The sequence below is a fragment of the Legionella micdadei genome, assembly GCF_000953635.1.
GTDB classification, from domain to species: domain Bacteria; phylum Pseudomonadota; class Gammaproteobacteria; order Legionellales; family Legionellaceae; genus Tatlockia; species Tatlockia micdadei.
In genome coordinates, this window is the sequence record NZ_LN614830.1 from 368,869 (window position 1) to 393,215 (window position 24,347).

The following is a 24,347-nucleotide window of genomic DNA, read 5'->3' on the forward strand; positions in this document are numbered from 1 at the left end:
CCAAATCGGGGCGTAGCGCAGCCTGGTAGCGTACTAGCATGGGGTGCTAGTGGTCGAAGGTTCAAATCCTTCCGTCCCGACCAAAAAATCCCTTTTAAATCAACAAATTGCATCTAATACTTCAAGCTCATTCTCTAATTTTATTTTTCCAGGGTACACTTTGGGGTACACTTATTTGAAAGTGACTTCCTTTGATTTAACGTTATCGACTCAAGATAGTTATGAACGACATATTTGCTAATATAGAAAACCTAGACCTACAGAAAATAAAAGCATCTCGTCAGGAGCATGAAATACGACTCAATGAACTGCGGGGGCTGCTAATAGGTTGCGCTAGAAAAATTAAAGTTTTTATGGTTATAGCGGCATACAAACAAAAATGGGTCTTTCCCAATTACGGGGGCACTAATCGTTAGCAACAGAGCACCCTAACACGCGTTCTATAATTTTCAAAGTTTTTAAACCCATAAGCTCTACGCTGAATGAGTTTCATTTTTCGATGAAAGCCTTCGGTTATCCCGTTGTTCTTAGTGAATCGGAGCATTCTTGCGACTTCATCTTTCCATCTAAATAAGGTATTTCCTAAGGTTTTCAAAGGTTGAAAAGGACTGTGTCTAAGTTCGTTTATCATTTCTAAGAAACGGGGTAATAAGCGTTTGCACTCTTTAGCGGTGCAATGCTTTTTAGTGAGTAATTGATGTAGTTCTTGCTTAAAATCATAAATGGCAGCAATGGCCGGCTGTTGTTCAAGATAGTGATTACGAAGAGAGAGCCTCTTAGTTGTTAAGTTTTCCGGGTTGGTTTTAAGCGCTGCTAATAAACCTCGCTGATACTTGATGGTTGGGTCAATTTGATGAAAGGTTTGTAAGGTGAGCTGATTAATAAGTCTTATAACATGGAATCTGTCAGCCACGATTTGCGCGTTAGGAAAGTGCTGTTTCACCAGTGCTCGGTAACTCGTGCTTAAATCAATACAAACGACTTTCACCCGCTCTTTACCCTCCAAGTTTTTAAAATAGTCTTTTAAATCAGCTGAAGAACGACCTTTAACAATATCAAATACTTTATGTTTTCTAAGGTCGCAAAGTGTAGTTGCATATCGTTGTTTACGGCTAAAGGAATGTTCATCTATTCCAAGAACAGCTGGACAAGGTGCATTCTTTAGTTCTCGTTCTTGTTCTCGATAGTGCTGCTGATACCAGCGCTCAATGGTTGCTTTGCCTTTGCTATATTGCTTAGCAAGGTCTTTTTGCGATATGCCACGGGTATGGTCATGGAAAACAGCTGCCTGCAAACGCCAAGTTGAACGTTGATACTTATTAATCCCAGGAAACTGTTGATTCCCATAACGCTTACAGCTATTGCAATACAGCTTATAAGCCTTAAAGTGTAACTCGCTTCGTCGGTGGCCAATTAATTCATGCGCCACCCGTCGCATATACGACGCTTTTTTACGAACCTCTTTGCTAGCGCAATGGCCACAACGCGCTTTGCGATTATAAGATAACTCCAAAATTAAGGGTTGATAACCACTTACTTTTTTGATGGTAAATCCAGGTAAATTTAGGATAAGATCATTCTTCGGCACTTTAATCTCCTTTTGACCGTCAAATCAAAGGGTTAGTCTATACTAACTCGATTAAAGTGCCCCCGTTTTTGAGAAAGAGCCCTTTCATTTTTCAGTAAAATTATACCGGGTTAGAGGTAGTCTGCTCCGTATTTCTCTTCACCTTGGATTAAAATCTGCTTTATCTTGGGTGCAAGAACATTATTAAAAATATCAAATTATTTCATTTTTATGCATACGTAAAAAAGTCACATATTTTCATATTTTTTATATATTATATTTAAAGATAATAAAAAAATTAATGGAATAAAATAAATAAATTTTCCAATAAATTCATAAAATTTTTGGAAAATTTATGCAGAATAAATAAAAAAATTAGCGTGAAAACTTGCAATAATTTGAATGAGGTATAAATTTAAAAATAGGGGAAAAAGGAGTTTAAAAATGGGATACAGGGATGGTATAAAGTTCCAATATACCAAAATGGATGCGTTGACTGTTCTAAGTCAGCCTGTTTCTTCTTTGTTAGGGGTGACCAACCCTTCTGAGCAAACCTTAAATAAACTAGGGATTAAAAAAATCTATGATTTGGCAACTTCCTCTTTATTTCAGACGGCGCGAGATATTGCTAATGCTGCAAACGGTGAAGGCAATTCGATTATAGCGCGATCAGGTAGAATATCGTCGAGTTTTATTGATTCGGATTCACCCCGCAACTCCAGCTGCTTTGGTTGAAGCTGATGTCAGTTTGCTAAGAGAAATTGATACTAGCCTTGCAACTGAAATAAAAGACAATTTACAGGTAGAAACAGTAGGTGATTTAGGTCGATGGCCGCCATTTTGTGCTGCTCAGGTAGTATTAGATGCTGCAATACCTAGCCTAGCCCAGGAAGATGGGAGCGAATTAGTCCCTCGGCTTGGTGAGTATCCGACGGAACGTCATTATTATCGCAGTATAGTTATTGATCAAGTTACTCCAGGAGAAACGACTGATTTGAGTGCTGCTGGCCCTATTGATATCGCACCGACCGTTTCGTCAGATTTTGGTTTCAAAGCCCCCGCTGTTGGTGCAATGTTGACTTTTGCCCAATCATGGTTTGCCCAAGGTGTCACTTTGGGTAATTTGTTGCATAGTGTTGCTCTGGCTCCAGGAGAAAGTACTCGTATCGCAGTCATGGATTGGACAAGACAAACGAGTGCATCGGGTGAGGAAATGATTTCCGAGTCTGAAAAATTAACCAACACCAGTACTCATAATCGAGCCATCTCTGAAGTGCAAGAGGCAGTGGCATCAGAAGTTCAATCCGGTTTTTCAAGGAGTAGCGGTAGTTCGACAACCTCTGCTGGAGGGGGTGGTTTGGGTCTGAGTTTAGGTCCTTTAACCCTTGGTGGAAGCGGATCTTCGGCTACAACAAGTTCTAATGCAGAGAGCTTTACCTCTTCTTCAGGTACTCGAAATTTAGCGGCAACCATGAACCAGCGTGTCTCCGATGCCACACAGCAAGCCGCTTCTTCGGTTCGGGATCGAAGAGCTTCTATTGTGAAGGAAGTTTCTGAAGCAGAGCATCAATCGGTTTCGACAAGAATAATTGCAAACTACAACCACATGCACGCGCTTACTGTTCAATATTATGAAGTCATTGAAATTTACCGTGTTAATGTGCAATTGCAACAAGTGGAACGTTGCCTTTTCGTGCCTATGAAATTGGTCAATTTTGACAAGGCAACGATTGAGCGATATCAAGGTGTATTAGCCAATGCAGCACTCACTCAGCGTGCAAAAGAATTGTTAAATGGAGAATTTGGCGCAGTTACAATTCGGCCTAGTGTACCGCTTAGACCAACCCGCTCAATTTTTGATGGAGTGGCAATGGTGGATAGAATAGCCGCGAGAGAAGCGTCTATCTCGACGACTAGTCCTGCAACGGATTCACAAGAAAGTACCCCCTCAACCCCCACAGCAAGCCCAGAACCAACTAGTTCTGTGAGTCGGCTAGCAGCATCAGTACAGCCCTATTGGGTAAATGATGAATTGATAAGGGCTTCTCGGATTACTCTTGCTAGTATTACCAAACCAGGAACAAGTGATATTTATTTGCCAGGTGGGACAGAGCTTTGTGGTATTTCTTTGACGCTCAGTTCCCAAAATAATTCTGCCATTTCGATTACTGGTTTAAAACTGGTATTACAATCAGGTAACACGATTAATTTAAGCAGTATTAGTATTCTTGAATGGAGTATCAGTGATCCGACCCCTATCCAGGAAATCGCTGCAATTAAAATTACATCCACAAGCTCAAGTTATTTAAGCGGAAAGCTAACTATGCAATTAAGTTATGGTAGCGCCAAATTTCCAATTAGTTTTCCTATTGAAATCACTCCAAATGCAGTTGAATTACAACTTTGCCAGTTTATTGCCAATCAAAGTGAAACGGAGCTTAAAATTCATCTTGAACAAAATCGCTTGCATTATAGCCAAGCGGTTTGGCGCTCACTTGATCCTTCGCAGATAGCTCTTCTTTTGTCTGCTTATACTTTTGAAGGTAAACCCATTGCGGATTTGATTGATCCTAATCCTGTGATGGTCGCGAGTAACTATTTGGTATTCCGCATGCCAAGTTTTATTGAAGCAGTGGGGATTCAATCAGAATCGAGCGAGGATGAATCCCATAAAAATTGGGCTTCATGGTTAAAAGAACGAGGTCTGATTTTAGGCGCAAGTACAGCAATGGAACAACTTATCCCAATTCCTACCGGTGGTGTATTTGCAGAAGCAGTACTTGGCCGTTCTAACTCAGCAGAACGATTGGATGCTACTCGTTTTTGGAACTGGCAAGATTCGCCGATTCCTTTACAGCCACCCGAAATTGCTGCTATACAAATGGAGTCGCGTGCGCAACCTGTTGATGCAACACCAGGCCAATTGGGTGCGCCGGTTTTAAATATCATGAATCCGACTACTCTACCTGATCCAACTGGAGTTGGCTCCATTCTGAACGCAATTCAAAATGGCAATATGTTTCGAGATATGTCAGGCATTGCTTCTACTGCTTCATTAGCGCAAGCATTAGCAAGTAATGCAACTAGCGCAAGTACGGAAGCAGGCAAGCAAGCGGCAGCAAACTTAGCTGTGGCTGCCCAGAAAGATATAGAAGAGAAAAAAATAGCAGCGCAGTTGGCATTAGCTGCTATGGGATTACCTTCTGCGAACGCAGGTTCAGCCAAGAATATTTCAGAATCTGGAGCCTTATTGAATACCGCAACCGAGATGGATAAGCAGTCACCCAGAGTTAATGGTGCATCTACCGAGTCAGGAGTAGCTAATAATGGGATTTCAACATCAACTGGACCGGGAGACAACGGAATCGATGGCGTGGCTGGGGCGACTATGCCTGGCGTTCCAAATGATCTGCAGAATCTTTTTAATGGAAATAGCCGTGCTGATGAAGTTTTGTCAAAAATGAATTGGGGTAATTTGGGGGAATCTGGTGCTTCAATTATTCCGGCTGTGTATGGAGGGGGACAGAGCACCGGTACAGGTAAAGCAACGGGGGTTGTGATTAGTTACGAAATTGCCTGCTACGCTAATTTCCCGAGGCCTTGGCCTGATGAGGCGTCTGAAATTCAAGGGATAGTGAACAATGTTTGGTTACCTGCTGCTGAGGATTTTGATATTATCAGTCCTGCTGCATCATCGGCGAATAATCAAGCCACAAAACCTTATGGTCAAGTCATCAATTCGCTTGCTGACCTCATTAGTTCTGTGACTTATTTTGCGCCTAAAGTACCTGGTTTTGGAAAAAGTTACCCTTCACGTGTAGTCAGGCTTAATCTGTTTTTATATGCACAAAGCGGCAATTTTGGTTTTATGGGAACGTTAACTACTAACGGTAAATGGGGCGCTGTGATTGGTCAAAATGCAGATATAAATGCCGCTGGTCTTGATTCCGCACTTATCACCACCATTAGTAAAAATGCTGCAGACAAAGCCACTTTAGCGAGCCTGAAAAAAGCTTGGAGCCCAATTACGGAAATTTGGCTTTATACTTGTTCAGATGTGGTTAGTGATGCATTTGGGAAAAAATTTGCAAAATTAATGGGTGCGACAGTTCGTGCTTTTGACGATCCGTTTTGGGTTTTACCTACCTATGACACAACCCAGCAAACGATTTTGACTAGAGATGAGTTTGGCATTGGTGCAGATTTCGCTGCAGCAGCGCAAACCCGAACGAAAGATCTTCATAGTCTGGACATTCTATCAAAACGAAAATTTAAACCTTAGTTGTAATGACTAGGCGCACAATAAAATGGGGTAAGCAACTTGGGTATTCCCTTTTAAAATACAGGATAAATGTGCGCTTAGTGAGTTAGAGAATTTACTCTATTGTGAAATTTCGGGATGAGATGCTGCATCGATCTGGCAGGATTCTCATTTATATCAGGAGATGGAAAAATGTCTCTTAAAGCCCTCCGATAGGTAAAATATATAGAGGTATTTCGTCTTCAGGAGTATTTAAAGCTTGTCTAACTTGAGGTTCATCGAAAGCGCCGATTGTGACTGTACCGAGATTTAAAGACACCGTTTGAAGGTAAATATTTTGCGCTGCATGTCCTGCCTCCATAAAAACAAAACTTTTCCCCTTTTCGCCATACTTTTTTGTTGTTCGAGAAAATACAGCCGTAATGACAATATTAGCTGCGCCAGATTTTATTGCTTCCTGCTCTAATGCTGCTTTGGTTAATTGATCAGAAATATCTCCGTTTTTAATTTTTAGTAATGCATGCTTGGTCGGCAAATAATGGTAGACACCCGGTGACAAATCGTTTACGTCCCTTGCCACAAGATAGACTTCTAACGGGTAGAGTGCTCCTGCTGAAGGGGTAGTGCGGAATCCATTATCAGAGGTTATTCCTTGTGCAGCCCAAAGTAACTGGGCAACCTGCGATAATGTTATTGCTTGATTTTTGTATGTCCTTATCGAACGCCGTTTTTTTAGGGCATCTTCAATTGAAGTCTGACTGGAATAAACAGGAGCAGGCAATTTGGCTTCGATTGGGGGCATGGTTTTTGGGAGGAACTTAGTTTCATTGGATAATCTTTTTGGAGTTAAAATCAAGTATAGGCAAATTAGGATGATTACTATCAAGAGCAATAAGCTTTTCCGGTTTAAAAATTCCATTTGCTCTCTCCTAATATGAGTTTTTTCCCAATTCTTTATAGAATACATCGTTATTAACGAGGAATAAATTTTTTGGAGTTCGCTTAGGTTGGCAATAAGACGATGAATTAATCTTAGTGTACTATAATAATTCTAAAATAACCCATAGGCGAGAAGGAGTTTGCTATGAGTTTGTCATTAGAAAGCACTGCTTTTATTTCAAATACCATGATTCCTAGCCAATACACTTGTGATGGTCTTGATAGCTCCCCCCCTTTAGCATGGCAAGACTCATCCGCACAAACTCGCTCTTATGTTTTAATTGTGGACGATCCTGATGCACCTGGTGGAACCTGGGATCACTGGGTACTATTTAATATTCCCGCAGCAGTGAAGCAGTTACCTGAAGGAAGTGTCAAACCTGAGGGCGCGCTTGATGGTAAAAATAGTTGGGGTAGTTTGGGTTATCGTGGACCCTGTCCGCCGAGTGGAGTGCATCATTATCACTTTAAATTATATGCCCTAGACAGTACTTTAAATTTACCCAGTGGTGTTGGCAAACAGGCAGTAATGCAAGCAATGAAAGGACATATCCTAGGCAGTACAGAATTGATTGGTTTGTACCGAAAAGGCTAGCAAACGCGGTAAGAAGACAAGTGCTATACTTTAGGGTGTATAGAAGGAGAGAGCGATGACTAGATATCGTGATGCAGGTACAGGAAGATATGTTACTGAAAAATATGCAAAAACTCATCCAAGAACAACTGTGAGCGAAAGCAATAAATCACGAAAATTTGCATCTAAAAAGAAATAAAGGATGTTCAGTTCCTGTCCTTAAAAATTCATACTGCCTAGCAGAGTTTATCCTTTGCTTGAAATTTTATGCCTTCTTAAAATCCCGTCTAATCAATTTAAAATAATTCCTTCTGCACGTTAATTTATTGTCTATACTTAGCTACGGACCAAATTAACTAAGGAAGGTTTATCATGAATAAGAAAATTTTAGGGATGATTGTCTTTTTCTTTGCTTTAGTGCTTGGGCAAATTTCTTTTGCCGATTCTTCAGATTGTGGAAAAGGAATTAAAGACTTAGTTGAATCATTAAATCTTGATGATTCACAAAAGGCAAAAATCAAACCTATTTTGGATCAACTAAAATCAACGGTGTCTGATAAAGCCGGGCAAATGGATAGCTTAAGGAAGCAAATTAGCCAGCAAGTTACGTCTGGTAACATGGACCAATCCACCGTTGATAACCTAGTTGATCAAAAAACAAAGCTGATTGGTGACATAATGAAAGCCAAAATTGCAGCCACAAATCAAATTATGGGCATTCTAAACGACACGCAAAAAGCCCAATTGCAAAAGAAGATACAAGACTTTGAAGAAAAGATGTCTGAGAAATATAAAAAATGTCACGATGAGGATTAACCATGCATGCAAGGGTTAGTTGAGGAATTGATTTCAACTAACCCTTATTTGTAAGCGGATTTTCGTACCGTTGCAAATAAAGTTTTCCGAGTTGATAAGAAGCATAATCAGTAATATGACCGATGTCGCGAAATACAGGCACTCCATTGATATCAGCTTTACAGCGGCCTTGTGCACACTGTATTATTTTAGGATCAATAACGATCAATTGCGGATATTTCTTCTGCATTTCCTCGAACAAATCGTTGAGCCATAATTCGGCATTAATTTGTAAATTAAAATCGCATTGGTTTGGATCATAGGCTTTTCGTTGCTTAACGTGTTGGAAAAAACAATCGCGAAGGTTCTCAGTGGTTGAAGCGGTTGCTTTAATCAAAACAGGCTTAGCGCCGGAGTTCGTGATGATTTGCAAAGCATTATCTAATGCAGCGGTGATTCGCTTTTTTGTTAATTCAGGTGAAGAGTTATCACGCAATTGATTAATGATGTTATGACCTAAATAATTTTTCCAGGTTTGGCCTATGATCACAAAATCGTAATGATTGGCTTTAATCATGTCATAATACCGTGTCGTTTGTTCATAGCATTCCTGATATACGTCATTTTTAAATGACCACCAATCATAGAGAAAGATTCCAGGCAACGTAAGACACGAAGAGGTGGCTTGGGCAAGAATCGAAAGATTAGCGTCTTTTGCTAAAGTATCCATGAATCCCCAATAATGATTCGAATAAGAATCCCCAATCATAAAGCCTTTTTTACTGTCAATATTTTTTGCACCGAGAATGCACTGGGAATTGATATCAATATTATGTTTGCCAATACATAAGGGTCGTTGAACACTATTAGATTGATTCAGTTGTTCATAAATTCTTACCACTTCCTCATTAAATCGCTCGGGAAGCCCCGCATTTTTTTTGATGAGATGAGCAGCCCCATGAATCAGCACAATCGGCAATAATAATAAATAGATAAGACTATATCGAAATTTAAGATGCTTAAATTTACGGGCTGGTTTTTCAATAAATCGCCAAGAAAGGTAAGCCAAAATAAAGCTGATACAAAAGGCCGAAAAAATGATTAAATTCGTATTGCCTATGACTAAATAATGAATAAAAGCAAAAACAGGCCAATGCCAAATGTAGAGGGAATAAGATATTAAACCTATAAAGACGAGAGGCTTAGTGGCAAGGCATTTAGTCACGAGGGACTGGGGATGGTTGCCTGTTGCAATTAAGGTACCAGCAGCGACACAAAGAAGCAGGGCATACCCATTGGGGAAACCAAAACTGATATGAGTGCGTGTTGCGACATAAAATAAGGCTAGCAGTGCAAGCAGATTAATTAAATTTAAGACGATTTTGTTTAAGGGGATTTGTCGTGGTATTAAAGCTACGCAAGAACCTATCAAGAATTCAAAAATACGGCTTGAAAATTGATAGTACGTTTTAGCGGCATTGTGAGCAGAGAAATAAAGGGCCAGGGCTAAAAAAAGCAGTGTAAGCCCAAAAATGATTTTGCTTAAGTGGCGTTTCGCAACTCCCTTATTGAGTAAATAAATAACCACGGGCAAAATGAAATAACATTGCCACTCAATCGATAAAGACCAAGTATGCAATAAAGGCAATTGATTGCTGTCTGCTGCAAAATAACCAGTGGTAACCCGGGAAAAATAACTGTTCGAGGTGAAAATTGACGTTTTTCGCGCACTCTTAGCGTATTGCACTAAATCATCAGGTAAATAGAAAAGTAAAGCGAGAAGGGTGACAACCACTAATAAACAAATAAAAACTGGTTGTAGACGCCATAACCGTCGGTTATAAAACTCGATGAATGAAAAATGGTTGTTTTGAATAGACTCATGAATAATGCTGGTGATTAAAAATCCAGAAATAACAAAAAATAAATCAACGCCAACGAAACCAGAGGGGAATAGCTTCAGACCGCTGTGGAAAAATAAAACAAATAGAATAGCAACTGCCCGTAAGCCATCAACGTCTGGACGATATTTCATCCCCGACTATCCTTAAAATTTAAATGCGAATTTTATAGCATAAAAATTGTGTGGGGAATATCGGGCAGTTGAAGGACAAACCCCTACAAGGAAGCAATATCAATCACAAAGCGATAGCGCACGTCGCTTTTTAACACGCGTTCATAGGCTTCATTTACTTTCTGAATGGGGATAAGCTCAATATCAGCAGCAATATCATGTTTACCGCAAAAATCGAGCATTTCTTGGGTTTCTTTTATGCCGCCGATCAGCGAACCGCCAATACTAAGACGATTTTTAATCAAAGAAAAAGCATTGATTGGCACATTATCTTCAGGGATCCCTACTACCACCATCGTTCCATCACGTTTTAATAAACTAAGGTATTGGTTCCAATCGATGCCAGAGGAAACGGTACAAATAATTAAATCAAAGGTTCGGGCGAGTTGAGTAAATGTGTTACTGTCGGAAGTTGCATAAAAATGATTAGCCCCCATGCGCTTCGCATCGGCTTCTTTTTTCAGGGAGTGACTTAGTACCGTTACATCCGCCTTCATAGCATGAGCAATTTTAACGCCCATATGCCCTAAGCCGCCTAAACCGACAATGGCAATTTTTTTACCAGGGCCCACGTGCCAATGCTTTAGCGGGGAATAAAGAGTAATTCCGGCACACAATAAAGGAGCACTGGCATCCAAAGGCAAATTTCCAGGAAGGCGAAGCACGTAGTTTTCATCAACGACGATTTTAGTGGAATAGCCTCCTTGAGTAAGGCGAGTGCCGTCACGTTCCATGCAATTGTAAGTTAATGTCGCACCTTCATCACAATATTGCTCGAGATCTGCCTTACAATTGATACAGCGACGGCAAGAATCGACAAAACACCCTACTCCTACTTTATCACCAGTTTTGAATTGGGTCACTTTGTGCCCAACTTTATCGACTATACCAACAATTTCATGCCCAGGAACCATTGGGAAAAGTGACCCGCCCCATTCATCCCTTACTTGATGAATGTCAGAATGGCAAATTCCACAGTATTTAATATCAATGAGGACATCGTATTCACCTATATCCCGACGTGCGAAAGAGTAAGGTTTTAAAGGGGATTTGGCTGCTTCAGCTGCATATCCTTTTACAGGAATCATGTCGTTATCCTTGATTGTTATTAGGTCTTTGATTTAGAGCATATAAAAGCTCGATAATCACTTTCTCTACTTCAACTATAATAATAAGACCATGTAACTTAAAATCATAGGTTGTCTTAAACCGATTATTAATGAAGGTTGCGGGATCTAGAAAATATCATGGTGGAAATTGAGAAAACAAAAAAACTGCATCCTATTGTAATGCTAAATTATGTCCCTCGTTTTTCTGGGCATTTTTTCGCCTGTATTACTTTTATCACTACCCTGATTGAACGAGGAAGGCCAATCAGTATCCCACTGATATTCGCTGCTTTGGAGGGAATTATTTGGCCTCATTTTGCCTTATTTATGTCCATGCGCAGTAAGCGGCCTAAACCACTAGAACTGAGAATGTTATTTATTGATTCCTACCTTCTCGGCTTATGGATTGCTTACCTCGATTACGCTTTTTGGCCTTCTTTTACTGCGGTCAGTATGACAATGATGGCAAACCTGAGTGTGCGAGGTCTTTGGCTTGGGCTGCAGAGTTTTATAGCGAATGTTTTAGGGGCACTTACTGGGAGCATGTTATTTGGTTTTCATGTTAATTTAGGAACAGGTCTTATACCAAATGTTTTAAGTGCAATGACAATTTTGGTATTTTCGAATGTGATGGGTTATATGACATATTATCGCGCCAAAATGACAAAGTTGATGCGTGAGAAGTTGAAATCAGTCAACCAGGAACTGGAAGAATCGCTTGTTCAACTACAACGTTCAAAAGCGCAATTGGTTCAATCAGAGAAAATGGCAGGAATTGGCCAATTGATTGCAGGAATAAGTCATGAAATAAACACTCCGGCAGGTGCTATTGCAAGCGCAATTGAGGAGATTAATACCGATTACCTCCAACTATTAAACACATTAATCAAGATTGTCGATTCAATTGAAGTCGATTTAAGGACAAATTATTTTGAGGTTTGCAGTAGTATTCCCGAAATTCCACACGAATACGGTACTATGGAAATTCGAAATATTGCCTCTGGGATAGAAAAAATCTTGATGGAAAACGATATCGCAAACGCGAGGATGACAAGTAAGAACTTGGCAACAATTGGATTTAAAAGTGATCAGATTGAAAAAGTTATCCCATTATTAAAATCATCGATAAGCCCTGTTATTTTTGATTCATTGTTTATGTTAGGTATGACGCGAATTCATACTCGGGATATTAAAATTGCCATTCAAAAAATTCTGCACTTAGTCAAGGCGCTCAAATTGTTTTCACGCTCTGATCAGGGCGAATTCGTCAAGACAAATTTAGAAGAAGATATCACGACTACTTTAATTATTCTTAACAATCGGCTTAAACACGGTATTACCATTATTAAAGAATTTGATCCAATCCCATCTATCGAGTGTGTTGCTGAACGGCTTAATCAAGTGTGGTTAAATATGGTTAATAACGCAATTGAAGCGATGAAAGGTAAAGGGCAGATTATTATCCGTTTAAAATTATTTGATGAGAATCACGTCAAAGTCGAATTTGAAGATAATGGTCCTGGTATACAAGCTGATGTATTACCGCGAATTTTTGAAGCCTATTACACAACAAAACCAAAAGGGGAAGGAACAGGACTTGGTTTATATATATCGAATGAAATAGTGACAAAGCACAGCGGGAGAATAGAAGTAGATACACAAGAAACAGGAACCTTATTTCGAATTATTTTGCCTATAAAAGGAACGCATGAAAAATGAATAATACTTCCTTTAAAAAACCTGTAATTATTTGTGTTGATGATGAAAAAATTATTCTTGATTCACTCAATCGTCAGCTGCAACGCCATTTTGGCGATCAGTACGAATACGAGTTTTGTGAAAGTGCCGATGAAGCACTTGAATTAATCAATCAGCTAAATGCTGAGGGTTATAGTGTCATTATGGTGATATCGGATCAAATAATGCCTGGTATGTCAGGGGATCAGTTTTTAGTGGAAGTACAAGAATCCCATCCAAAAATCATCAAAATTCTGTTAACGGGTCAGGCGTCGCTTGAATCAGCAATTAGAGCAATAAATAAGGCTAATTTATATCGATATATTACAAAACCTTGGAGTGAAAGTGATTTTTTATTGACTGTTGCTAAAGGCTTGCAGGAATACAACTTATTGGAATGCACTTTAAAGCAAGCCGAAGTTTTTGAAAAGTTTGTTCCAAAGCAATTTTTACAGTGCTTATCCAAAAAGGAAATTTCAGAGGTTCAGTTGGGTGACCATATTGAGCGCGAAATGAGTATATTATTTGTTGACATTCGCAATTTTACAACCATTTCTGAAAGCTTTAGCCCGGAAGAGAATTACAACTTTATCAATGAATACTTAAACTATGTTGAGCCAACTATTCAAAGCAATAATGGTTTTATTGATAAATATATAGGTGATGCAGTAATTGCCTTGTTCCAAACGGCTGATGATGCTTTACACGCTGCTTTAGACATGCAATTGGCTGTTGCTAAATTCAACGAAGATCACAAAAGTGAGAAATATTACCCGGTGGTTACTGGAGTTGGTTTGCACGTTGGCATGTTAATGTTAGGTATTGTCGGTGTCGAAAATCGCATGCAGGGGACTGTTATTTCGGATGCCGTAAATGTTGCATCACGTTTACAAGATCTTGCAGGGATATATGATCTGAGGATTGTCGCCAGCGAAGAATTTATTAATACATTAAAGGATAAAGATTTCGTCCTTGAGAATAGGCGCTTTTTAGGCGGGGTATATCTGAAAGGAAAAAAGCAAAATATCTCCATCTCTGAAGTAATGGTTGCGGCAACTGATCCTAATAGCGAGATGAAGCTATCAATGAAACAAGATTTTGAGCACGGGATAGAATTATTTCAAGGTAAGAAATTTGCTGAAGCATGCGTTAAATTTAAATCAGTATTGGAAAAAAACCCTTTCGATAAAGTGACTAAGCTTTATTTAAATCTTTCAGCAGAATACATGCTAAAAGGTGTACCAGATATTTGGGATAGCGCATTACTTTATAGCTACTCAGATCAAAAGACGAGCGAGTGCTAAGTGAGTTTTCTGCTTGTGTAGGTGTTGACGTGATTTCTATGGGGAAGAGGTAATATATTTCAATTTGTTGACTTACTTTCAAACAATTTGTCCAGTTACAAAGTGTGAGTGTTCCCATTTTGATGCTATCTGATAGTGAAAAAGTTCAGGATATTAAATGTGAAGTAATTGTTCAATTAAGATACCAATTGAATGTGAATTTTGATACAATGCGCCGCAATTTTCACAACCCTGTGCTAAGGAGCTATCTTGTCAGACTCTCTCGCGATGGATTCGAGCTCAATTTTGCCTCGAGGTGATTTAATGGCATGGGTAGTTTGTTTGTCTGCTGGGTTGTTTTTCTTCTATGAATTTTTTCAACTCAATATTTTTGATGTAATTAATCAACCCTTACGTGAGGACTTTCATTTAGACGCAGCACAACTAAGCTGGATGTCGAGCACTTACTTATGGGCCGATATCCTGTTCCTTTTGCCTGCAGGAATTATCCTTGATCGGTTTTCAACACGAAAAGTCATTCTTACAGCGATGTTTGTTTGTGTTGTTGGCACAATAGGGTTTGGTCTGACCAACTCGTTTGCTTTAGCTTGCTTTTTTCATTTTCTTTCGGGTATTGGTAATGCATTTTGTTTTCTCTCTTGCGTTGTCTTGGTTTCGCGGTGGTTTCCTCCTCGCCGTCAGGCTTTAGTAATTGGTTTACTCGTAACGATGGCTTTTCTGGGGGGTATGATGGCACATACTCCGTTTGCCCATCTTAATGAATATTATGGTTGGCGTAGATCTTTGCTTATTGATGGTGCTGTTGGTACTGTTTTATTAATTTGGATTTATTGGGTTGTCCAGGATAAGCCAAGTCATGCATTAACAAAGGAAAGCTCCGCTCAACCAGCTGTACTTGCAAGTTTTTTGCAATCCCTTGCCAATCCACAAAACTGGCTTGCAGGTTTTTATACCTCTTTATTAAATTTGCCCATTATGGTGCTTTGCGCACTATGGGGGGCGAGTTATTTGCAAGTTGTCCATCATCTTCCCGAAATGATCGCAAGCAATGTTGTAAGCTTGATTTTCATTGGTAGCATTATTGGTTGTCCCTTAGTGGGGTGGTTATCTGATGCTCAAGGGCGGCGTAAGCCTTTAATGATCTTGGGCGCTATTGCTACCTTAGCCACTGTCATTCCATTGTTTATGGATCTTGATTTGTCACAAACTCAGTTAAGTGTCCTTTTCTTTGCTCTTGGATTTTTTACTAGTACACAAGTAATAAGTTACCCGTTAATTGCAGAAAGTAATTCATCAGACAATACAGGAGCCGCCACAGGCATGGCCTCCGTACTAATTATGGGAGGAGGAGGTATAGGACAGGTGCTCTTCGGTTTGTTAATGCAGCAACATGCAGGGGTTATATCTCAAAACTATACGGTAACTGATTTTCAATATGCGATGTGGATTTTTCCTTTGGCCGCTGTAGCAGCATTGCTAGCGGTTTTATTAACACGTGAGACTTACTGCAAACGTTTGTACTGAGGGGCCTTTATGCGGATGGTGGAAGAATATAAAACGAGCGAACAGGTTGAGAATTTTTTATTGCCGTGGTTGGTTTGTTTTAGTGCATCGTTATTTTTCTTTTATGAGTTTATCCAAGGCAATATGTTTGCATCAATTGCCGATAATATTATGCAAGATTTTCACGTGCAGGCTGACAAAATGGCTTATTTGTCAAGCATTTATTATGTCTCTAATGTTATTTTTCTTTTTGTTGCCGGCTTTGTCCTTGATCGGTTTTCTGCTAAAAAAACAATTCTAATAGCCATGCTGCTCTGTGTGTTAAGCACTTTTATATTGGCACAGGCACAATCGTTCTATTTAGCTTTATTCTGCCGTTTTATGACAGGTATCGGCAGCGCTTTTTGTTTTCTTGGCCCTATTCGCCTTGCTTCTCGGTGGTTCCCTCCCCAACGCATGGCATTGGTCACTGGAGTGATTGTGACAATAGCTATGACAGGCGGTATGATAGCGCAGTATCCTTTAACCAAATTAGTTGCACAAATCGGTTGGCGTGAAGCTTTAGTGCAAGTGGGTTGGCTTGGGACAATCATGTTGGTTGTGATGTATTTTGGCATCATTGACCGGGCGCAGGGCAAAAATCAAAGCGCAGTAAAAAGGATAAGTTTGCTGGCTACAGCCAAAAAAGCGTATTTAAATCCTCAAACTTTACGAGCAGCACTTTATACAAGCCTAATGAACATGGCGATCGCTGTATACGGTGCGATGATGGGATCACTCTATTTAATGCAGAAAATGGGAGTGTCAAAGGAAGATGCTGCAGTAGTCAATTCAATGTTATTTTTGGGGGCAATCATCGGTGGACCAATTATTGGTTGGTGCTCAGATAAACTAGGGTTACGCATTCTGCCTATGAAGGTAGGAGTTTTGGCTTCCTTACTAACAATGTTGTCAATCTTATTTGTTCCTGTTTCCTTACCGGTTATGAAGGTTTTATTCTTTCTCTTAGGTTTTTTTACTGCAGCCCAAGTGATTAGCTATGCTTTAGTCGCAGAAAGCAGTTCACCAATGATGACTGCATCTGCTGTGAGCGTCGTATCGATTTTGACTCAAGGTGGTTGTGTGGTTTATCAAGTTTTATTTAGTTTCTTGTTAATGCAGCACGGCGAAATGAGAATGTTAGGTGGTGTGCCGGTGTATTCTTTAGGCGATTATCAGTATGCCGCTTTAATTTTTCCTATCGGATTAATTGTTGCTTTATTGGTATTGTTTGGTTTAAGAGAGACCTATTGCCGCCATGCACAAGCAGAGGAATGAAGAAAGAATGTTAGGAAGGGTTTGTATTTTAGTGATGGATTCCATGGGGATTGGAGCTAGTCTTGATGCATATCGTTATGGTGACGAGGGCGCCGATACCTTTGCTCACATCCATCAAGCTTGCAGCGATGGATTAGCCAATAAAGAAGGCTTGCGTGAGGGGCCTTTAAACATTCCAAACCTAACCCGATTAGGATTATATCATACTGCTCTTGCAAGCTCAGGCGTTCGATTGGTGGATTTATCTACAATTGAAGAGCCGAGTGGTTATTATGGTTATGCTGTTGAGCAAAGTTTAGGTAAAGATACTCCCAGTGGCCATTGGGAACTTGCGGGAGTCCCTGTAACTTTTGATTGGGGATATTTCCCCGATCAAGCGAATTGTTTTCCCAAAAAATTAATTGATACGTTCATTAAGCAAGCAAATTTACCTGGTGTGTTAGGCGAAAAGCATGCTTCTGGAACAACAATTATTGAGGAACTGGGTGAAGAACATATTAAATCAGGAAAACCTATTGTTTATACCTCGGCAGACAGTGTGTTCCAGATTGCTGCGCATGAAGAAAGTTTTGGTTTAAACCGGCTCTATGAAATCTGTGAGATTGCCCGCAAGTTGGTGGATGAGTACCAAATTGGTCGGGTTATAGCGAGACCTTTTATTGGTAAGCCAGGCAGTTTTAAACGCACGGGTAATCGTCGAGACTATGCTACTCTACCACCTGCTCCGACTTTATTAGATTTACTAAAAGAAGCAGGCCGTGAAGTTATCGCGATAGGTAAAATTGCGGATATCTTCGCTCATCAAGGGGTTACTCAAACAATTAAGGCAGACGGAAACCATGCCTTGTTTGATGCAACATTAAAAGCGTTGAACACCGCCCCTGAAGGAAGCTTAATTTTCACTAATTTTGTTGATTTTGATTCTTCTTACGGACATCGTCGTGATGTTGTTGGTTATGCTCATGCACTCGAACAGTTTGACCGCCGTCTCCCCGAATTATTTGAACTTCTTCAACCGGATGATATAGTGGTTATTACTGCAGATCACGGCTGTGATCCCACTTTTTCGGGAACAGATCATACTCGAGAGCACGTGCCCGTTCTTGTTTTTGGACCTAAAATCAATAGCCGTTTTATTGGTCGCCGTGATAGCTTCGCTGATATTGGCCAAAGTTTGGCAGAATATCTAAAAATTACTCCCTTATTGCATGGAGTGGCATTTATGAGTGAATATAACACTTAGTCAGCATCAAAAATGAACTATCCAACCTTATTTTTGAATTATTGTTTGGCTATCGATCTTAGGCTAACTTCTTTGCGCAGAAGCGTTTTATATATTTTATGGAGTACAGCAAAACCGCTTAAAGCGTATGAGATTTTAGATAGGTTATTGCAAATTAAGCAAAATGCCAAACCGCCAACTGTTTATCGTGTACTCGATTATTTTGTTGATTATGGAGTGGTCCATAAAATTGAGTCTATCCAATCCTATACACTTTGTCACGAGCCTGAAAAGCATCATTCCTCCGAAGTGCTGATGGTTTGCAATGATTGTCATCAGGTTAATGAATTATATGATCAAACCATGCATGATTTAGTGCAGAAAATATCACAGGAGAATCAATTTCATCTTGGGCAGGGAGCTATTGAGTTAAGAGGAATTTGTAATAAATGCCAACCTGTTTCATAAATTGGATAACTCCTTCAGGTACTGCAGGTTGAGGCTACACTTGCTCCAGAGCTTGAGCGCCCTGCTAAAATAATTTTGCCCATCCATTGATTTTTTTTTTCTTACCCCCATCTAAGAATCTCAATCTGTAATGGGGATGCACTTTGGAACAATATCGAGGTACAACTATCTTGTCTGTAAGACGGGGGAATAAGGTGGTTATCGGTGGTGACGGACAAGTCAGCATGGGTAACACAGTGATGAAAAGTAATGCGCGCAAAGTTAGACGCCTGTATAAAGACAATGTCATTGCTGGTTTTGCTGGGGGCACAGCGGATGCGTTCACATTATTTGAACGATTTGAAAAGAAGCTAGAAATGCACCAAGGCCATTTAGTGCGTGCAGCGGTGGAATTAGCCAAAGATTGGCGCACGGATAAAATCTTACGGCGCTTAGAAGCACTTTTAGCAGTGGCCGATCGTAAAGCTTCGCTTATTATTACGGGAAATGGCGATGTAATTGAGCCTGAGGAAGGATTAATTGCCATTGGTTCTGGAGGTCCTTTTGCTCAGTCTGCAGCCCGCGCCTTAGTGGAAAATACTGACCTCTCCGCCCATGATGTTGTGCGCAAAAGTTTGAATATTGCTGCTGACATCTGTATTTATACAAACCATAATTTAACTATCGAAGAATTGGATACTGACAGTGAATAATACAATGATGACTCCAAGAGAGATCGTGCAAGAATTGGATAAGCACATTATTGGTCAGGACGATGCTAAACGTGCGGTTGCTATTGCTTTGCGTAACCGTTGGCGGCGAATGCAAATTAAAGATTCTGCACTTCGCAACGAAATTATGCCCAAAAATATTTTAATGATTGGGCCGACAGGAGTCGGTAAAACCGAGATCGCTAGAAGATTGGCAAAGCTCGCTCAAGCCCCCTTTGTTAAAGTGGAAGCCACTAAGTTTACTGAGGTAGGCTACGTCGGGCGTGATGTGGATTCAATAATCCGTGATCTCGCTGATATTGCTGTCAAGCAAGAGCGTGAACGCGCAATGAAGAAAGTTGCCAATTTGGCTGAAGATGCTGCTGAAGAGCGTGTTTTAGATGCCTTATTGCCACCAGCAAGAGGCAGCTTAACGCCCAGTGAGAAAGAAAGCTCGACACGCCAGGTTTTCCGCAAGCAGTTGCGGGAAGGAGCGCTAAATGATAATGAAATCGAAATTGAGGTTGCTGCAAATGCAGTGGGTGTAGAAATTATGGCACCTCCTGGCATGGAAGAAATGACTAGCCAGTTGCAGGCAATGTTTCAGCAAGTTGGCAGCGGACGGACTAAGACTCGTCGATTAACTGTTGCTAAAGCGATGAAAATTCTACGTGAAGAAGAAGCTGCCAAGTTAATTAATGAAGAAGACACTAAGCTTCGCGCTATTGAAAACATTGAACAAAACGGGATAGTTTTTATTGATGAGTTGGATAAAGTGGCTAAACGCGCCGAGACTGGGGGTGGTGGCGACGTTTCCCGTGAGGGTGTACAGCGGGATCTCTTACCGTTGGTTGAAGGGACTACAGTTTCAACCAAATACGGCATGATTAAGACAGATCATATTCTATTTATCGCCTCGGGAGCATTCCATGTTGCTAAACCATCTGATTTGATTGCTGAGTTGCAAGGGCGATTACCGATTCGTGTTGAATTATCTGCACTAAGTGTCGAAGATTTTGTGCGTATACTAACTGAACCGAGTGCTTCATTGACTGAACAATACGCGGCGTTAATGGCAACTGAGGGTTTACATTTAACCTTTGCTGAGACAGGTATTAGGCGCATTGCAGAAGTTGCGTGGAAAGTGAACGAGCGTACTGAAAATATTGGTGCCCGCCGTCTCTATACTGTGATGGAGCGTTTGTTAGAAGTCATCTCTTTCGAAGCCACAGATAAAGCGGGTCAAACAGTACATGTGGATGCGTCTTATGTCGATACTCACTTAGGAAAATTGGCAGATGATGAGGATTGGGCACGTTATATTTTATAAAATCATCGAGAGCCTGTTAGCGATTAGCTATATTGAATTAAGATTCTGTAGGCCTTCTTATTCCAGGGAAGGAAGATCTTTAAGTCTTTAATGAGAACCCTTAAAAAGAGGGCAGAAAATTATTATGGATAAATCAAAAAACAATGATTTAAAAATGCCTGACCCAATCTCTGAACATTTGGTAATGACTTTAAACAAAAGGGGACCAGTATCAAGTTATCTTGACGATTACGCTAAACAATTTATTGAATTTGCGGTACAACAAAAATCACCGATACTCGAGCTTGGCGCTGCTTATGGTTTTGTTACAATCGCTGCTTTAAAAGCAGGGGCTACAATCATTGCAAATGATATTGAACCCCGCCATCTACAAATTTTATACAACCGTACACCAGAGGATTGCCGCGGGCGCCTAACTTTACTCCCCGGGGAATTTCCCTATGAGTTAAATTTGGCTCCTGAAAGTATCGCTGGTTGTTACGTCTCCCGTATGCTTGGTTATTTGGAACCTCCTGCATTACAGGAAGGGATTCAGAAATTATTTCTTTGGCTTAAATCAGGCGCGAAATTGTTTATTCTCGCCTCACCTCCTTATCGAGCGCTGTACAAATCAATTATTCCAATCTACGAACAAAGAATTAAAGATAATGAGCAATGGCCAGGTTATTTTACTAACCTAAAAACGCTTGTCGAAGAACCCATTAATCGTTATGTTCCAGATAGACTCCATTTTTTAGATGATAAAATTTTATCCAGAGAAGTCGAGCGCGTTGGTTTTATAGTTGAAAAAGCTGAATTGTACGCGCGCAAAGATTTACCTGAAAAAGCCCAATATGATGGCCGAGAAGGAGTGGCTATTATTGCGAGAAAACCCTAGTACGCAGTGACAATTTTCGATATCAGCAAATTATACGCAAAAATTTATTTAGAATATCTATATCTTTCCAGAACGCATGGGGAGTTTTTTCTTGAATAACGATCAAATGAATAAAAATGCACGATGCTATTACGAAAGCGCCAAAAAATTCCATATACCGGTAGAAGGAATAGCTCAAATCGAAGGGTTTAGGATAAAACTTGGAAAGCAAAATTATTACTTTTGTGGTAGCGGAACGCCACTAAACGATTGCAGTTGTATCCATGTATCTAGAAATAAGTACACGATGAATAAGTTGCTTGAAAAAGGCGGATTCCCTGTCCCTAAAGCCACCTTTATTCACATTTCGGAATACCAAGACGGATTGCTCGAAGAAAAAATAGCCCAGTTAAATTTCCCCTTGGTTGCTAAGCCCCAAGCAGGTAAATTAGGCCAAGATGTATTATGTAACATCCAAACACTAGCGCAATTAAAAAAATACATCGATGATAATATTGCTGATTATGAATTCATATCGATTGAAGAATTCCATGGTAATCTGAATTCTTATCGAGTTTTGGTCTTCAACGGGCGTATCCTCGGTGTCATTCAACGGTATCCGGCGCATGTGATGGGTGATGGTGTACATACTCTGCAAGAGCTTATTGATTTAGCTAATATTCAACGTCCTAAAATAAGCAATACACTAGGTCCAATCGGCATCGATGAAGAATGCCAAATTAAGCTCGCCGAGCTTGGCCTCGATCTAAACTACATTCCGAAAAAAGAGGAGTGTGTTAGCTTGTGTTACACTTGTAATGCAACACGGGGTGGTACTTATAAGTCAATAGACAAAAATATATGTAAGGAGAATAGGAAGCTATTTATACGCGCGGCTGCAGAGTTAGGCCTAAAATTGGTTGGGTTTGATGTGCAATGCGTCGATATTAATATACCGATTGAAAAATCACATGGCGTAATCATCGAAGCAAACGATGGGCCCAGCGTGCGAATACATGAATACCCATTGGAAGGGAAAGCTGTTCATGCGAGTAAAAAAATTATCCGTAGTATTCTCTATCGTCATCCAATAGCTTACTTCACCGTACTTTATAAAGATAAAACAACAGCTCCCTATATACGAAGCTTCATTGCACTTATTCTTCTGAGCCTAATTTATTTGGTTATTCGGAGGTAAGGAGAACTTAACAGAGCAACCCTAGGCTCAATTACCCGGGGCATCCTTCTTGTCTGGGCTGCCATCCTCTGGATTTTCATCTTCGGGTATTTCACCTTTAGCTACTTGATGCAACCGCTCTCTCGCTGAATTCTGCTGGGAGGTAAAGCACCACCTTAAGAATAGAGAAAAACCCAAAGTACATATATCCAATATTTGCTCACATCGTGATTTTTCGAACCATGTTGGCTCGTTTCTTTCAATTTCATCGACTGCATTTCTTATGACGGAGATCATTAATGGTGAAAGCTTTTCGTGTTGATTGGCAAAGGCAACAATTGTCTCTAAGGCATCTCTTCGTTTTATAATAGCCTCAGGTTTTCTATCAGGGTAAGTTGTTCTTTCTTCTTCTTCAAGATTGGTTAGGTCTCGCTGATATTCTTCTACAATTTGCCTCAAGCGGATAATCTTCTTATCTGTGGTAGGAACAGTTGAAATTGCCGGCAAAGACAATTCAGCAAATTGGTTTGTTGCGGCAAATACAGGAGCCATATGGGTGGTAAATAAACCGAATTCACCTTTGAAATGAAAATACATGATGCTGGTAATTGTATCATTGCTTTTGAAACTGCTATTTGCTTGTATAAATTCGGATGCTTTATTTTTAAAAATCTCTGGTGTTAACTCATCCAGCTCACCAAGTGAATCATAAAAATTAGCAAATTTTCTCGTTCTAAATTGAGTGAGATCATAAGGTATTTTCTGTTTTTTTGTTGTTAGAACATACCCGTTTCCAAGAAATGCCTCATGCATATTTAAAATATCTTCTATCTCTTGTTGTTCACTAATGTATTGGCCTGGGAAACCTTTAAAGCGGGCATAACATTGAATAAAGCTTATCACCTCAAATTCTATCAGTGCTTCTTTATACATTTTTTGCTGATAGATGGCCATTGCCTGAGATAAGATATCTTGTGTAGAAAAGGGCTTGCCAGGATTGCTCTTATACCTATGAAGGTAATTTTGAGTTGCTTTGGTTAGGCATTGGCTAAAAATAGATTGTTGTTGATCTTTAATTAACTTGTTTAATTCAGCTTTTTCTTTAATTTGTTGCTTATGTTCATCCACAAACTTCTTTATACAATCCTCGCATCGAAGAGCAAAAAGAGCATAGCCTTCATGTTCAATTTTTGCTTCTCTTTCCTCGTATGCAGCTTTTCCAGAGTCGTCTACCTCAAGATTTTTAAGATGGAAATTTAGCCAGCGTAGCTCTATTTCAGGATAGCGGCTAAAAGAAGACAACTGTTGTTCGATTTTTTCTGCTTCATCAGCAACTAGAATAGCTCGATTAGTTTCTGAGCTTTTATCCATTAGGGCTTGTAGGCGGGCCAAATGCTGAAGTTGCTCTTCAAGTGTGATCATAAT

General features: G+C 40.0%; 20 protein-coding genes and 1 tRNA gene. 16 read left to right on the forward strand and 5 right to left on the reverse strand.

Annotation, left to right across the window (positions count from 1 at the left end):
• The first annotated feature begins 6 nt into the window (after positions 1-6).
• Positions 7-83, forward strand: a tRNA-Pro gene (locus LMI_RS01685).
• Positions 84-412: 329 nt separating this feature from the next.
• On the opposite strand, the gene LMI_RS01695 is transcribed toward LMI_RS01685, so the two are convergent.
• A complete protein-coding gene (locus tag LMI_RS01695) occupies positions 413-1,588 on the reverse strand; it encodes an ISL3 family transposase (RefSeq protein WP_045098007.1) in 1,176 nt (391 codons plus the stop codon).
• A gap of 423 nt (positions 1,589-2,011) precedes the next feature.
• Here LMI_RS01695 and LMI_RS15560 point away from each other — a divergent pair, with 423 nt between their 5' ends.
• Positions 2,012-2,302 carry a hypothetical protein gene (locus LMI_RS15560; RefSeq protein WP_231852196.1) on the forward strand — a complete coding sequence of 97 codons (291 nt, stop codon included), beginning with the start codon at positions 2,012-2,014 and terminating at the stop codon, positions 2,300-2,302.
• Complete coding sequence (locus tag LMI_RS01700; RefSeq protein WP_231852197.1) at positions 2,262-5,849, forward strand: hypothetical protein; 3,588 nt, start codon at positions 2,262-2,264, stop codon at positions 5,847-5,849. The genes LMI_RS15560 and LMI_RS01700 overlap by 41 nt, the downstream gene beginning before the upstream one ends.
• A gap of 178 nt (positions 5,850-6,027) precedes the next feature.
• Here the strand turns inward: LMI_RS01700 and LMI_RS01705 are convergent, their stop codons facing one another.
• Positions 6,028-6,747: a SagB/ThcOx family dehydrogenase gene (locus LMI_RS01705; RefSeq protein WP_045098263.1), complete on the reverse strand. Its 720-nt coding sequence runs from the start codon at positions 6,745-6,747 to the stop codon at positions 6,028-6,030.
• 165 nt (positions 6,748-6,912) lie between these two features.
• On the opposite strand from LMI_RS01705, the gene LMI_RS01710 reads away from it, so the two are divergent.
• The 3 genes from LMI_RS01710 (at position 6,913) to LMI_RS01720 (ending at position 8,157) form a co-directional block, all read left to right on the forward strand.
• Positions 6,913-7,362 carry a YbhB/YbcL family Raf kinase inhibitor-like protein gene (locus LMI_RS01710; RefSeq protein ID WP_082050685.1) on the forward strand — a complete coding sequence of 150 codons (450 nt, stop codon included), beginning with the start codon at positions 6,913-6,915 and terminating at the stop codon, positions 7,360-7,362.
• A gap of 55 nt (positions 7,363-7,417) precedes the next feature.
• A complete protein-coding gene (locus LMI_RS01715) occupies positions 7,418-7,540 on the forward strand; it encodes a hypothetical protein (RefSeq protein ID WP_045098265.1) in 123 nt (40 codons plus the stop codon).
• Positions 7,541-7,713: 173 nt separating this feature from the next.
• On the forward strand, positions 7,714-8,157 hold the full coding sequence (locus LMI_RS01720; protein ID WP_045098266.1) for a Spy/CpxP family protein refolding chaperone: 444 nt from the start codon (positions 7,714-7,716) through the stop codon (positions 8,155-8,157).
• Positions 8,158-8,194: 37 nt separating this feature from the next.
• Here the strand turns inward: LMI_RS01720 and LMI_RS01725 are convergent, their stop codons facing one another.
• Positions 8,195-10,171 carry an acyltransferase family protein gene (locus LMI_RS01725; protein ID WP_045098267.1) on the reverse strand — a complete coding sequence of 659 codons (1,977 nt, stop codon included), beginning with the start codon at positions 10,169-10,171 and terminating at the stop codon, positions 8,195-8,197.
• 83 nt (positions 10,172-10,254) lie between these two features.
• Positions 10,255-11,298 carry an NAD(P)-dependent alcohol dehydrogenase gene (locus tag LMI_RS01730; protein WP_045098268.1) on the reverse strand — a complete coding sequence of 348 codons (1,044 nt, stop codon included), beginning with the start codon at positions 11,296-11,298 and terminating at the stop codon, positions 10,255-10,257.
• Between the two features lie 159 nt (positions 11,299-11,457).
• Between LMI_RS01730 and LMI_RS01735 the strand changes: the two genes are divergently transcribed.
• The 10 genes from LMI_RS01735 (at position 11,458) to LMI_RS01780 (ending at position 22,943) form a co-directional block, all read left to right on the forward strand.
• A complete protein-coding gene (locus LMI_RS01735) occupies positions 11,458-13,038 on the forward strand; it encodes an ATP-binding protein (protein ID WP_045098269.1) in 1,581 nt (526 codons plus the stop codon).
• A complete protein-coding gene (locus LMI_RS01740; RefSeq protein ID WP_045098270.1) occupies positions 13,035-14,360 on the forward strand; it encodes an adenylate/guanylate cyclase domain-containing protein in 1,326 nt (441 codons plus the stop codon). Before LMI_RS01735 ends, LMI_RS01740 begins: the two co-directional genes overlap by 4 nt.
• 249 nt (positions 14,361-14,609) lie before the next feature.
• The gene (locus LMI_RS01745) at positions 14,610-15,884 is read left to right on the forward strand and encodes an MFS transporter (RefSeq protein WP_045098271.1); all 1,275 of its coding nucleotides are present in this window, start codon (positions 14,610-14,612) and stop codon (positions 15,882-15,884) included.
• A 9-nt stretch (positions 15,885-15,893) separates the two neighbouring features.
• The gene (locus tag LMI_RS01750; protein WP_045098272.1) at positions 15,894-17,180 is read left to right on the forward strand and encodes an MFS transporter; all 1,287 of its coding nucleotides are present in this window, start codon (positions 15,894-15,896) and stop codon (positions 17,178-17,180) included.
• Between the two features lie 7 nt (positions 17,181-17,187).
• On the forward strand, positions 17,188-18,423 hold the full coding sequence (locus tag LMI_RS01755) for a phosphopentomutase (RefSeq protein ID WP_045098273.1): 1,236 nt from the start codon (positions 17,188-17,190) through the stop codon (positions 18,421-18,423).
• 12 nt (positions 18,424-18,435) lie between these two features.
• Positions 18,436-18,870: a Fur family transcriptional regulator gene (locus LMI_RS01760; RefSeq protein ID WP_045098274.1), complete on the forward strand. Its 435-nt coding sequence runs from the start codon at positions 18,436-18,438 to the stop codon at positions 18,868-18,870.
• Between the two features lie 143 nt (positions 18,871-19,013).
• Positions 19,014-19,562 carry an ATP-dependent protease subunit HslV gene (gene hslV, locus LMI_RS01765; RefSeq protein ID WP_045098275.1) on the forward strand — a complete coding sequence of 183 codons (549 nt, stop codon included), beginning with the start codon at positions 19,014-19,016 and terminating at the stop codon, positions 19,560-19,562.
• A 4-nt stretch (positions 19,563-19,566) separates the two neighbouring features.
• On the forward strand, positions 19,567-20,889 hold the full coding sequence (gene hslU / locus LMI_RS01770) for an ATP-dependent protease ATPase subunit HslU (protein WP_231852198.1): 1,323 nt from the start codon (positions 19,567-19,569) through the stop codon (positions 20,887-20,889).
• 124 nt (positions 20,890-21,013) lie between these two features.
• Positions 21,014-21,766 (forward strand): class I SAM-dependent methyltransferase, encoded by a 753-nt coding sequence (locus LMI_RS01775; RefSeq protein WP_045098276.1) that lies wholly within the window; start codon positions 21,014-21,016, stop codon positions 21,764-21,766.
• 91 nt (positions 21,767-21,857) lie between these two features.
• Complete coding sequence (locus tag LMI_RS01780) at positions 21,858-22,943, forward strand: UDP-N-acetylmuramyl peptide synthase (protein ID WP_231852201.1); 1,086 nt, start codon at positions 21,858-21,860, stop codon at positions 22,941-22,943.
• 27 nt (positions 22,944-22,970) lie between these two features.
• Here the strand turns inward: LMI_RS01780 and LMI_RS01785 are convergent, their stop codons facing one another.
• Complete coding sequence (locus LMI_RS01785) at positions 22,971-24,344, reverse strand: hypothetical protein (protein WP_045098277.1); 1,374 nt, start codon at positions 24,342-24,344, stop codon at positions 22,971-22,973.
• Positions 24,345-24,347 lie beyond the last annotated feature (3 nt).

Coding starts and splice junctions, on each gene's coding strand:
- LMI_RS15560 (WP_231852196.1), top strand. CDS start 2,012: ATGGGATACAGGGATGGTATAAAGTTCCAATATACCAAAATGGATGCG.
- LMI_RS01720 (WP_045098266.1), top strand. CDS start 7,714: ATGAATAAGAAAATTTTAGGGATGATTGTCTTTTTCTTTGCTTTAGTG.
- LMI_RS01730 (WP_045098268.1), bottom strand. CDS start 11,298: ATGATTCCTGTAAAAGGATATGCAGCTGAAGCAGCCAAATCCCCTTTA.
- LMI_RS01725 (WP_045098267.1), bottom strand. CDS start 10,171: ATGAAATATCGTCCAGACGTTGATGGCTTACGGGCAGTTGCTATTCTA.
- LMI_RS01735 (WP_045098269.1), top strand. CDS start 11,458: ATGGTGGAAATTGAGAAAACAAAAAAACTGCATCCTATTGTAATGCTA.
- LMI_RS01760 (WP_045098274.1), top strand. CDS start 18,436: ATGAACTATCCAACCTTATTTTTGAATTATTGTTTGGCTATCGATCTT.
- LMI_RS01785 (WP_045098277.1), bottom strand. CDS start 24,344: ATGATCACACTTGAAGAGCAACTTCAGCATTTGGCCCGCCTACAAGCC.
- hslU (WP_231852198.1), top strand. CDS start 19,567: ATGATGACTCCAAGAGAGATCGTGCAAGAATTGGATAAGCACATTATT.
- LMI_RS01715 (WP_045098265.1), top strand. CDS start 7,418: ATGACTAGATATCGTGATGCAGGTACAGGAAGATATGTTACTGAAAAA.
- LMI_RS01740 (WP_045098270.1), top strand. CDS start 13,035: ATGAATAATACTTCCTTTAAAAAACCTGTAATTATTTGTGTTGATGAT.
- LMI_RS01705 (WP_045098263.1), bottom strand. CDS start 6,747: ATGGAATTTTTAAACCGGAAAAGCTTATTGCTCTTGATAGTAATCATC.
- LMI_RS01750 (WP_045098272.1), top strand. CDS start 15,894: ATGCGGATGGTGGAAGAATATAAAACGAGCGAACAGGTTGAGAATTTT.
- LMI_RS01710 (WP_082050685.1), top strand. CDS start 6,913: ATGAGTTTGTCATTAGAAAGCACTGCTTTTATTTCAAATACCATGATT.
- LMI_RS01755 (WP_045098273.1), top strand. CDS start 17,188: ATGTTAGGAAGGGTTTGTATTTTAGTGATGGATTCCATGGGGATTGGA.
- LMI_RS01775 (WP_045098276.1), top strand. CDS start 21,014: ATGGATAAATCAAAAAACAATGATTTAAAAATGCCTGACCCAATCTCT.